Origin of the sequence: Geminisphaera colitermitum TAV2, assembly GCF_000171235.2 — a bacterium.
Lineage (GTDB): Bacteria > Verrucomicrobiota > Verrucomicrobiia > Opitutales > Opitutaceae > Geminisphaera > Geminisphaera colitermitum.
Map to the genome: position 1 here is coordinate 1 of NZ_ABEA03000122.1, position 10,141 is coordinate 10,141.

The window sequence follows — 10,141 nt, forward strand, 5'->3', positions numbered from 1 at the left end:
CGGGGGGGGGGGGGGGGGGAGTTCGCGTGCCGCTCGATACGACGACGCCGGTGTCGTGGATCGCCTACGCCAACCCGCATCTGGCGCGCAAGGTGAGGCCGGTGTTGCGGCGATTATTGCGTAATGTGCAGGGGTAATGTCGGCATTGCCTCTCCCCGCTGAAGTGCGCCCGCGTCCGGGGCCGCTCCGCTGAAATATCCCAACGGGCAGCCCGGCAATGGCTTGCCAAAATGAGTGGATAAATCCACACCACGCCCGCGCGCCACGCTGTCCGGCGTGAGGCGTAAATCACCACCCTTCAAATCGACAAGACCAGGCGCGGCTTCGACCCACAGGCTCTTGTTGTCGATGCCCAGCCTCGCAGCCAGTTCGCGGTCCTGCCGCCACGTGGACGAAGGGAAATCGTCCGCGCCGTTCGCGCCACTCACGCTGGTTGCGCGGACATAGACGTTGAAATCAGCCTTCCAGTTGGGATTGAGAGAGAGGGACTGGTTCAGAAACCAGCGGGCGCAGTAAAAGAGGTTGTTGAAATAATGGTAATTGGGTGTGCCGATCCCGTGCACCTTATTGGAGCTGATCGCAGCCGGAGAGGTGCAGGTGTTATGATAAACGTAAACTTCCGCCGGTTGCAGCTCCACTTCGCCGTAGTTGCGGATGTCCTCCATGTTTTGAAGGAAAAGGTTCCGGTAAATATAGAGCGGACCTGTATCCGGTGCCTTGATACGGATGCCGACGCGGCAGCGGATGAGCAGGTTGTCGTGCCACTCCCAGCCGTCTTGAAGACCGGCGGTTTCCAGCCCGTCGTCGCTCAGGCTCTCGATGCGGTTGTGAAAAATCCGTGACGGCGAGGCCCGGCCAAAATGATACGGGCGGGCGCTGATGCCGTCCCAGTGGTTGTGGATGTGGTTGTCGTGAATCCAGTGGCCGCCGTGCGTTTCGCGGATTTCGACTCCATAGCGATCGAGCCAGCCCGCGCGCTTGCACGCCAGCCAGTGATCCCAGGCGGGGGCGCCCTCGGGATCGGAGCCCCCGTAGGGATTCCAAAATATTTCGTTGGAGCGGATGACGCAGGAGTCCGACCCCATGTGCAGCAGGACGCCGAAGTCGATGGGGCCGATGACACACTTTTCGACCACGGAGCCCCGTGAGTAGGTGATGCGCACGCCGGCGGCGGCGTTGCGCAGTATCAGCCCGCGCACGACACAGTGATCAAAACCGTCGATGCGGATGAGCGCGTCGTTTTTGTCCGACGAGGCCGTAGCGATTTTCATCTGGCGCGGGTCGAGTTCGTCTTTGAAACGGATCACGAGTTCGTTGAAGTCCGGCAGGTAAAGGGTAAGCGCCTTGACGCCGTCCCATTTGGACTCGCCGACGCCATCGCGGAATAGTTTGGGCCATTCCCATTCCGGTCCCATTTTTGCCTGGCCGGGACGCGCCCAGTCTTCGCGCAGCATCATGCACGCCTTCTCCCCAGTGGTCACGGAGAAGACTGCGCGGGGCACCTTGGTTTTGTAAACCGCCGCGCCCAGTTCCGGGGCGGGCCTCCAGTTCAGAGGCAGGCGGTAGTCGCCGTCAATGATGGCTCCGGGGAGGCCTTCGAGCGTGACGGGGCGGCCTTCCTCGCCCGAGGATTTGAAATCCACGTATTCGTAGTAAGTTCCCGGGTACACGCGCACGGTGTCGCCCGCTTGGGCAAGATTGAGTCCGTCCTGAATGCTGGAGAGCGGACGGGCTTCGCTCCCGTCTCCGTCCAGACGTCCCTGGTGTTGTGAGACATGGATGATGCGCGCCGTCCGTGTTTTGTTGCCGCCCGAGCCTGCCATCGCTGGGGTAGCGGGGTCTTCTATGCGGACACGATCAATCTCGCATCCGCCGGGCCCGCGGAAACTGATTTCGACGGCCACGCGGCTCGCATCGGCGGGCGCGGTGAAAACCGTGGAGACTTCCTGCCACGCGGCCTCGGACGCGCTTGCGGATGCGCTTGCGGACGCGGGCAAGGACACGGTTGCGAGCGGCAGTTTCGACCAGGCCAGATAAGCGGCGTTGCTTTCGTCGCGCAGGATGAGGCGGCCATCGGTGACGGTGTTGTTGCGCACCTGGAGCCGGGCGCGGTAACGCTTCCCGGGTTCCAGATTTTTCAGGTTCTGGCGCAGCGTGGCGTTTTTTCCGGACTGCACCAGGCGGGCGTAATTTTTACCGCCGGTTGCTCCGCTTTCCGTGACCTCAAATCTTCCGCCCACCTGTGTCCATTCGCGCAGTTCCTGTTCGAATCCATCGTTGAGAAGATGCTCGGCAGCGGTCGCGTTGCTCGCGGAGGAGAAGGCCGGCGCAAGGAGCGCGGCGAGGATCATGATGAGGCGGAGTGGCCGGTGTTTTTTCAAAAGAATGTTCATCGTTTATTCGACCGGTTTGCTGCGGAGTCTGGACACCGTTTCCCACTGCGCCCGCTGGCAGCGCTGGGGAGGCAGTCCCTTGAGGATTTGTTCAATGTCATCCACAACCCATTGTCCCATCCACGGCCAGATTTCAGCGATGTTGCCGGCGCGGTGCGCTTGCAGCAGGGTGTTGGGCGTGCGGCGCGCGCGGTGGTTTTGAGGGATCGGCTCGTCGGGCCAGACATCGATGCCCACACGCAAATGACCCGAGGCGGCGGCGGTCAGCAATTCATCAAAATTAACCACTCCGGCGCGGCTCATCAGCAGGACGATGCCGCCCCGGGCCATGCGATCAAAATAGCGGCGTCCGATGTCGCCGAGGTTTTCCGTGGTCACCGCACCCATGAGGAACACGGCGGCGGCCTGTTCAAAGCATTGGTCCAGCGTGGCGGGTGTCACGCCGAGTTCACGCAGCACGCCGGGGTGAATCCATGGATCGTGCGCCAGAATCTCGCCGCCAAAGGCGCGCAGCAGCGGGAGCAGGGCGCGGCCCACATTGCCGCAGCCCACCACGGCGAGCTTGCGACCGGAGAGGAGAATGGAGTCGTGGTTGTCGCCTTCGCCGTAGAGGGTTTCGTTCCCGGCGCGGACGGCTGCATCCGCCTCGTGGATACGGCGGGCGAGGGAGAGCGCCATGCCGAGCGCCATTTCCGCAACCGGCCTGGCAAACACGGGCGCGGTGGAGAGCACGTGGATGCCGCGGCGCTGGCATTCGAGATAATCGACGTTGGGCAGAAAATTGCTCTCAACGTTGAAGACGGCTTTGAGATGCGGCGCGCGGTCGAGGCGTTCCTTGGATAGCGCGGACTGGCCGATCAGGATGCTGGTGCGCGGCAGGTATTTTTCGATGTCGGCGTCGGGGAGCGGCGCGTCGTCATGATAGATGACTTCTCCGAGCGTCTCCAGGCGTTGCCGGGTCACGGCGTCGAAAAGCTGGGCAAGCGGGCGCGGATGCGGATCAAAAAGGATGAGGTTATTTGTCTTCATGAGCGGGTTCGCGGACGGAAAAGGGATGGGTATGCCTCCGTCGTGGACGGCGGAGGCATAGAGGGGGGGGGCTCCTTGCGGATGAGGATGAACCGCGGTTCAGCGTTTGCCGTGGCGGGCGAGCAGCGTGATGCCAGCGGCACAGCCGCCGGCGAGTAGGGCAACCGTGGAGGGTTCGGGGACGGCGGAGGCGTTGGTGATGATCGAGAGGTTGTCGATTGTGTAGCCGTTGGCGAGGTTGCCCGCTCCGAATACGAAGGAGTCAAACGTGTAAGTCACGGGCGTGCCGACTTGCGCGGCGTTGGTGATGGAAAATGTGGTTCCCGCAATGGAGCCTTTCAGGGAGATTTTGTCCGTATCCGTGCGCGTGATGGTGAGTGTGACGGTTTGCGCCGTTGTTCCGAAACTGGCTCCATTGAAACCGATGAGGCGGGCGCCGGTGGTGGTTGTGTTCATGACGGTAGAGCCAGTCGTGTCACCGGAATTTCGGTACATGCTGGTGTCGTTCGTTCCGCCTGTGTTGACCGCAGCGAAATACCCGGTGGCGGTGCCCCCGGTGTCATTGGTTGTTTCGTTGTAGGGATATAGCCTGGCCGTGCCGCCGCCGCTGTTGAACAGGCCAAAGCGCAGTGCGCCCGATGTGGTGGCGGGGGCGATCGCATATTGGACAGAGAAGGAGAGGGTCACGTAGTCACCGACGTTCGACAGCGTGGTGGACGGGAATTGCACGAAGCCGCTTGACCAGCTCCCGTTCACGTTGAGCGAGCCGCTGGAACCTTCGAACAGTCCATTGGTGCTGATGGAGTGGTAGGTGTTGGCGCCAGAGGTGGCCGTCTGGCCGACTTTGGGAACAGTGACGGTCATGCTAGGGAGTGTAGTCACGAGATAAGATTGACTGAGTTTTTTTGTGATGGAGAATGTCAGCATGGCGAAAGATCAACACCGTCACGACATTTCGGACCGAGTTTGGAGCGTTCTGGAGCCGCTGCTACCTGGAAGGAAAGGAGCGTGGGGAGGGGTGGCGGAGGACAACCGCAAGTTCCTCAACGCGGTTCTGTGGATTTTACGCACTGGTGCGCCTTGGAGGGATCTTCCAGAGGATTACGGAGGGTGGGGCAACACGCACAGGCGTTTTTGTCGCTGGAGAGACAAGGGGCATTGGGAGCGCCTGTTGTCGGAACTGATGAACGAGCCCGATTTTGAGTGGCTGATGATTGATGCCAGTCATGTCAAAATCCATCCGCATGCAGCGGGAGCCAGAGGTGGAAACGAGGCGATCGGTCTGACAAAAGGGGGCGAAACACCAAACTACATTTGGCCGTGGATGCGCATGGTATGCCGGTGCGAGTCATTGTTACAGCGGGTTCCACGGCTGATTGCACACAGGCTGGCAGGTTGATTGAAGGCATTGCCGCAGACCATCTGATCGCCGACAAGGGATATGACACCAACGCCATCATCGAAATGGCGCAGGCCGCAGGCATCTGCCCGCAGATTCCTCCAAAGACCAATCGCATAGAACAACGCGAATATGACCCTTATCTTTATCGGATCAGGCATCTGGTAGAAAATGCATTCCTACGACTCAAGCAATGGCGCGGCATCGCAACCCGATACGCAAAACGAGCCTCCTCTTTCCTCGCTGCCGTCCAATTCAGGTGTGCCATCCTCTGGGCTTCAATCTCGTGACTACACGCTCTAGAGAAGTCGTCCGAGAGGAGCGTGGTCGTGGTGGATGCGCCTTGGCAGAGGCTGGCGGCGGTCAACAGTCCGAGGCTGGACAGGAGGGTGGCGATGGCAGTGATGTGTTTTTTCATGGTTACTTGAGCGGGTTGGAGATCGGGCTGATAAAGGGATCACGAGTCCGGGGCGTTAAGCGGAACGACGCTGACGTGGCCATCGAAATAGGCGCGATTTCGGGTGGAGCCGTGCATGGATGTGGAGCTGATTTTCTCCATGTTCCATCCGCCCCAGCCGGCGGCTTTCACGGCGTCGATGTCGGCGAGCATCCAGGTGCTCGCGGGCGCGGGAATGCGCGTGAGCGGGACGGGGGCATTGTGAGGCGAGGCCGTGTCGGGAACGCCCCACACGGTGCCGTCGTAGTCGGGGATGATTTTGTTGGACGAATTGTTGATATAGGTGATCGCGTTTTCATCCGGCACGCGGATCAACTCTGGTTTGTCGAGGGCGAAACCGGGGCACACCATGGCGGGGGCAAGGATCACTTGGTTGAGGTCCGCAGGCAGGACGATGCCGAACTGGGGGGCGAGGAAACCAATGAGGCGCCCCTTTTTGTTGTTTTGCCTGAACGCGGGCGACACCCGGCTGTAAAGCGGACCGGGCAGGGTGCTGTTGCGCTGTTCGTTGGTGTGGAGAATCACGGCAAGCGCGATCTGGCGCATGTTGGAACGGCATTGCGCCGAGCGCGTTGTCTGCCGGACCTTGGCCGTGGTGGGGATGATGATGGCGGCTAGGATCCCAATAATTGCAATCACGGTGAGCAATTCGATGAGAGTGAAGGCGCGGCGGGTTGTGTTCATGGGAAAACGGGAGGATGGCCTCTTTTGATGGCTGCGAAGAAAGGAGTCACAACACCCTTGTGATTTTACGGTAAAAACGAGTGGAATCCCATCCCGCATGGCATCGGACAAAAGTTTTACACGCATCTCGCTAAAAACCGTTGCGGAGGCCGCCGGCGTGTCGCGCATGACCGTCTCGCTCGCGCTCCGCAATCACCCCGCGCTGGCGGCGGGCACACGTGCGCGCGTTTGCAAGATCGCCCAAAAACTCGGCTACCGGCCCGACCCGGAAATCGGGCGCGTGATGTCCGAAATCCGTTCGCGGCGGTGTATCCATAAACCCAGCACCATTGCCTACGTCACGGCACACGAGCGCCACGACGAATGGAAACGGTCTCCGACCTACTTCGCCTACTATGAGGGAGCCGCCCGGCGCGCGGAGGCGTGCGGGTATCACCTGGAGGCCTTCTGGGCGCGGGAAAAGGGCATGACGCCCCGGCGCTTGAGCGAGGTCATACACAACCGGGGCATCAATGGCGTCATCGTTTCCCCGTTTCCCTACAGACGCCCGCCTTTCGAGGGATTCTGCTGGGACTATTTTTCGGCGGTGGCGCTGGGCTACTCGCTGGAGCAGCCTGAACTGCACCGGGCGTGCAACCACCAGTTCAGGTCGATGCAGTTGCTCGTGTCGGAGCTTTACCGGCGCGGCTACCGGCGGATCGGATTTGCGATGGAGGAAGACATGGACAACCGCGTGTGCCACAACTGGCGTGGCGGGTTTATGTCGGACGCGGCATCACTGCCGGGATGGCCGGTAGTGCCTTTTTTGTTACACGCGGACTGGACGCGGGAGCGGTTCGCGCGGTGGCTGGAGGCGGAAAAGCCGGACGTGGTGGTGACAACCGGGGCAGGTGTGGAGGACTGGCTGGCGGAGTTGGGATTGAGGGCGCCGCGCGACATCGGTCTGGCCGTCGTGGACCTCGCGCCATTGCTGGCGGAGCGCAGGATTACGGGTATCCATCAAAACACGCCGCAGGTGGGCGCGGCGGGCGTCGATTTGCTGATTTCGTTGATGAACTCCAATGAGCGTGGAGTCCCGGAAACGCCGCGGATTTTGATGGTCGAGGGCAAATTTGTGCAGGGGGAGACCACCCGGTGTTGAACCGCGCAGGCGGGCGGGGGGGGGGGGGGTGAGTGCACTGCGCTGGAATGCGTGGATGTTCGGTTTACGGCTCCGCGAGGTCCACGTATTGCCAGGCGCGCATGTCGAGGACGTTGGGCACCCAGTGGCGGACGCGGGGGCTGATGGCATAGACGCGTTTGTAAAAATAGAGCGGAATGCCGGGCGCGTCACGCGTGAGGATGTCATCTAATTTCTGATACACGGCGTGGCGGGCGGCGGTGTCGGGCGCGGCGAGGGCGTCGGCAAGGAGGCGGTCGTAGGCGGGGTTGGCGTAACCGGTGTTGTTGTTGCCGCCGCCGGTGATCCAGAGATCGAGAAAGCTGTAGGGGGCGGGGTAGTCGCCGTTCCAACCGAAGCGGGCGATGTCGTAGTCGAGGCGGTTGACGGTTTCGAGATACACTTTCCACTCCTCGTTGCGGAGGACGATGTCGATGCCGAGGTTGCGCTTCCACATCTGCTGGATGGCCTCGGCGAGTTGCTTGTGCGACTCCATCGAGTTGTAGAGGAGTTCAAGGCGGGGGAAACCGCGTCCGTCGGGGAAACCGGCTTCGGCAAGGAGGCGGCGGGCGGCGTCGAGCGGCGCGGCGGCGGGGGTAGTTGTTTTTGCAATACTGGCGGTGGAATGAAATTCGGGCGACGGGGGGATGAAGTTGAGCGCGGGTTGCTGGCCGGCGAGGAGGATGTTTTCGGTGATGGCGGAGCGGTCGATGGCAAGGGCGAGGGCGCGGCGCACGCGGACGTCGTCGAGGGGCTTGCGGGTGAGGTTGAGGCGGTAGAGGTAGAGGCCGTAGAGGTCGTCGGAGCGAAATTCGGCGGGGCGCTGGCGGCGGTAGGCGCGGATGCGCGAGGTGGGGAGCGTGCTGGTGATGTCGAGCTTGCCGGCGCGATACTGGCGCTCCTCGGTGTCGGCGTTGTCGATGGCGTGAAAGTGGATGGCGTCAAGCCGGGTGGCGGCGGCGTTCCAGTAGGTAAGCGAGCGGGTGACGACGATCTTTTGGTTGGGCAGCCATTCGCCGAGGACGAAGGGGCCGTTGCCGACAAAATTGGCGGGGCGCGTCCAGGCGGTGCCTTTGGCGGTGAGTCCGCCGTGTTTTTCCAAGGTGGCGATGGGGACGGGCATCCAGGCGTGATGCGTGAGCGAATCGAGGAGGAAGGGCACGCGCTGGCGGAGGCGGACGCGGAGGGTGCGGTCGTCGGGGGCGCTGAAGCCGGTGCGCGCAAAATCTTTCAAAACGCCTTTGTTAAAATCCTCCGCGCCGCTCACGTGGTAGAGAAAGTAGGCGTATTCAGAACCGAATGACGGCGAGAGGGTGCGCTGGAAGGAGCGCACAAAATCGTGCGCGGTGACGGGCGCGCCGTCGGACCAGCGGGCGTCGGGACGGAGGTGGAACGTCCATTCGAGTCCGTCGGCGGAGGTTTCCCAGCGCGAGGCGACGCCGGGCGCGACTCCGCTGCCGCTGGGGGCGTAGGAGACGAGTCCTTCGAAGAGGGCGTTGATGATGCGCGCCTCGGGCACGCCGGTCGTGACGGCGGGGTCGATGTCCTGGGGCTCGGTGCCGTTGCCGAAGTGGAGGATTTTTGACTTGGGGGCGGCGACGAGGGTTGCGGCGGCGGCGGCAATGGAAAAGGCGAAGGCGAAGGCGCGGATCAGGAGTGGCGGGAATGGCATGGGTGTGCGGCAGGTGTGTGGACGGAGAACGTTTAGCATTTAACGCTTAATATTTAACATTCAATAACCGGCGGTTCTCAACCGCTTGAACCGTTAAATGTTAAATGTTCGGCCCTTCAGATGTTTTTCAAATATTCGATGTTGGACGTTGGCCGTCGGATGTTTGATATTGGCCGGGTTATGCAGACATCTGTCTTTCCGACCTCCCTGTCCTCGTTTACTCCAACAGCCGTGGCCATGCGTGGCCGACGGCTCGCGTTGCGACTCGCCCTTGCGGCCGGGTTGCTGGCTCCCCTGGCGGGCTGGTCCGCCAGTGCGACGGACACCGCCGCCGCCGCTAATGCGCCGCGCAAAAGCGTCAAGCTGCTGACCATTGGCAACAGTTTTTCGAACAACGCCATCTCGCAACTGCCGCAACTCGCGGAGGCGGGCGGCAAAGAACTGCTTCTGGGCCGCACCTCGCTCGGCGGTTGCTCGCTGGAACGCCATGCGAAGCACCTGGCCGCCGCGCTCAAGGACCCCGAATCAGCCGAGGGGCGTCCTTACACGAACAACCCGGCGGTCTTCGGCAAGGCTCTCGCCGGACGCAAGACGGTGTCTCTGCCCGAGGCGCTCGCCGCGCAGGAATGGGATTTTGTCACGATCCAGGAATGGAGCGCGCGGAGCTTCAAGCCGGAGTTCCAAGAGCCCTACGCGAAGCAGTTGATCGAGGCCATCCGCAAGTATGCGCCGACCGCCGAGATTCTCATTCACGAAACATGGGCCTACCGCGAAGATCACTCTTGGTATCAGAAGGGCGACGAACTCACGCAGCAGAAGATGTATGACGGCCTGCACGCCGCCTATCGGGAGTTGTCGGCGCGTTACGGCGGATTGCGGATCATCCCCTCAGGCAGCGCCATTCAGGCCGCCCGCCAGACCCCGCGCTGGACCTACAAGGTTGACCCCAACTTCGACTTCAAGAACCCGCCCGAAGGCCAGCTTCCCGACCAGACGGGCAGCCTGAACGTGGGCTGGACGTGGCGGAAGAAGGATGGCACGCAAAAGTTCGGACTCGACGCGATCCATGTTAACGCCGCGGGTTGCTACCTGGGCGGCTGCGCGTTTTACGAGACGATTTACAACGACTCCGTGCCTCCCGCGACGGCCTACGCGCCCAAGGGAATGTCGGTTGAGGACGCCGCGCAACTTCGCGAGATCGCTCATCAAGCCGTGCAAGCCGAGCGTCAACGCGAACGCACTCGCTAAGCGGTGATCGTCTAAATCGCGTCACAAAACCCAAGGAGGCGGGGGCTTTCCCCGCCTCCTTTTTCGTCTCCGCCTCTTTCGCCTCCTCCCTTCCCCCCCC

The 10,141-nt window shown here is 61.9% G+C and carries 7 protein-coding genes and 1 pseudogene; 3 read left to right on the forward strand and 5 right to left on the reverse strand.

What is annotated here, in order from left to right; genetic code table 11:
• Positions 1-113: 113 nt before the first annotated feature.
• From OBACDRAFT_RS14700 to OBACDRAFT_RS14710, 3 genes are all read right to left on the reverse strand, one after another.
• Entirely contained in the window at positions 114-2,393 is a 2,280-nt protein-coding gene (locus OBACDRAFT_RS14700) for a right-handed parallel beta-helix repeat-containing protein (RefSeq protein WP_052362059.1), read from the reverse strand.
• 3 nt (positions 2,394-2,396) lie between these two features.
• Positions 2,397-3,422, reverse strand: a complete 1,026-nt coding sequence (locus OBACDRAFT_RS14705; RefSeq protein ID WP_043586828.1) for a hydroxyacid dehydrogenase — start codon at positions 3,420-3,422, stop codon at positions 2,397-2,399.
• Between the two features lie 99 nt (positions 3,423-3,521).
• The gene (locus tag OBACDRAFT_RS14710; protein ID WP_157837099.1) at positions 3,522-4,304 is read right to left on the reverse strand and encodes a PEP-CTERM sorting domain-containing protein; all 783 of its coding nucleotides are present in this window, start codon (positions 4,302-4,304) and stop codon (positions 3,522-3,524) included.
• 43 nt (positions 4,305-4,347) lie between these two features.
• Here OBACDRAFT_RS14710 and OBACDRAFT_RS26730 point away from each other — a divergent pair.
• Positions 4,348-5,111, forward strand: a pseudogene (locus OBACDRAFT_RS26730) (IS5 family transposase).
• A 167-nt stretch (positions 5,112-5,278) separates the two neighbouring features.
• Here the strand turns inward: OBACDRAFT_RS26730 and OBACDRAFT_RS14725 are convergent.
• Positions 5,279-5,962, reverse strand: a complete 684-nt coding sequence (locus OBACDRAFT_RS14725; RefSeq protein WP_052362061.1) for a type II secretion system protein — start codon at positions 5,960-5,962, stop codon at positions 5,279-5,281.
• Between the two features lie 97 nt (positions 5,963-6,059).
• Here OBACDRAFT_RS14725 and OBACDRAFT_RS14730 point away from each other — a divergent pair, with 97 nt between their 5' ends.
• A complete protein-coding gene (locus OBACDRAFT_RS14730; protein WP_043586830.1) occupies positions 6,060-7,103 on the forward strand; it encodes a LacI family DNA-binding transcriptional regulator in 1,044 nt (347 codons plus the stop codon).
• Between the two features lie 64 nt (positions 7,104-7,167).
• Here the strand turns inward: OBACDRAFT_RS14730 and OBACDRAFT_RS14735 are convergent, their stop codons facing one another.
• Positions 7,168-8,793: a peptide ABC transporter substrate-binding protein gene (locus tag OBACDRAFT_RS14735; RefSeq protein WP_232767175.1), complete on the reverse strand. Its 1,626-nt coding sequence runs from the start codon at positions 8,791-8,793 to the stop codon at positions 7,168-7,170.
• A 237-nt stretch (positions 8,794-9,030) separates the two neighbouring features.
• Between OBACDRAFT_RS14735 and OBACDRAFT_RS14740 the strand changes: the two genes are divergently transcribed.
• Positions 9,031-10,041, forward strand: a complete 1,011-nt coding sequence (locus OBACDRAFT_RS14740) for a DUF4886 domain-containing protein (RefSeq protein ID WP_232767177.1) — start codon at positions 9,031-9,033, stop codon at positions 10,039-10,041.
• The last annotated feature ends 100 nt before the right edge of the window (positions 10,042-10,141 follow it).

Excerpts from the sequence above, each read along its gene's own strand:
- OBACDRAFT_RS14700 (WP_052362059.1), bottom strand. The coding sequence starts at position 2,393 with ATGAACATTCTTTTGAAAAAACACCGGCCACTCCGCCTCATCATGATC.
- OBACDRAFT_RS14705 (WP_043586828.1), bottom strand. The coding sequence starts at position 3,422 with ATGAAGACAAATAACCTCATCCTTTTTGATCCGCATCCGCGCCCGCTT.
- OBACDRAFT_RS14725 (WP_052362061.1), bottom strand. The coding sequence starts at position 5,962 with ATGAACACAACCCGCCGCGCCTTCACTCTCATCGAATTGCTCACCGTG.
- OBACDRAFT_RS14730 (WP_043586830.1), top strand. The coding sequence starts at position 6,060 with ATGGCATCGGACAAAAGTTTTACACGCATCTCGCTAAAAACCGTTGCG.
- OBACDRAFT_RS14735 (WP_232767175.1), bottom strand. The coding sequence starts at position 8,793 with ATGCCATTCCCGCCACTCCTGATCCGCGCCTTCGCCTTCGCCTTTTCC.
- OBACDRAFT_RS14740 (WP_232767177.1), top strand. The coding sequence starts at position 9,031 with ATGCGTGGCCGACGGCTCGCGTTGCGACTCGCCCTTGCGGCCGGGTTG.